Raw genomic sequence first — 521 nt, forward strand, 5'->3', positions numbered from 1 at the left:
GTAGAGGACTTCTCAAGCAACAGCTCTTCCGTTGAAGGCAAAAGCGGGGATCCCGACACCCTCTAATCGGTCGGGGGCAAGGCCGCCACCTGAGCCGGCTGCACCGGCAAGAGGGGCCGTTGCACAATTTCCGTCGGCAGGACACTGCGCAACTGGGCCGCCACCGCTACCGTCGTGACATCGTAGGTCCGGGTAGCCAAACGGGGGTAGAGGCCGATGCCGAGGATGGGCAAGAGCAGGCAGAGGGCGACAGCCATTTCCCGTGGGCGCATGTCCCCCAGATACTCCTCTAGCACCAGCCCGGGATCCTGAGCCCCATAGAACACCTGCCGCAGCAGGGAGAGCAAGTAGATGGGGGTAAGAATGAGGCCCACCGCCGCCAGCAGGGCCACCCCTGCCTTAAAGGCCGGCGCATAGGCGTCACTGGTGGTCCAGCCCAGCAACACCGTCAGCTCACCCACGAACCCGCTCATCCCCGGCAGCGCCAACGAGGCCAAAGCTCCTGCTGTAAACAGGGCAAA

1 pseudogene is annotated in these 521 nt (G+C 63.9%); it reads right to left on the minus strand.

The features are described from left to right. Positions 1-62: 62 nt before the first annotated feature. Positions 63-521, minus strand: a pseudogene (locus NW858_RS13115) (NAD(P)H-quinone oxidoreductase subunit 4); the annotation flags it as partial.

Origin of the sequence: Synechococcus sp. H55.10 (assembly GCF_047502715.1) — a bacterium.
In the GTDB taxonomy this organism is placed as follows: domain Bacteria; phylum Cyanobacteriota; class Cyanobacteriia; order Thermostichales; family Thermostichaceae; genus Thermostichus.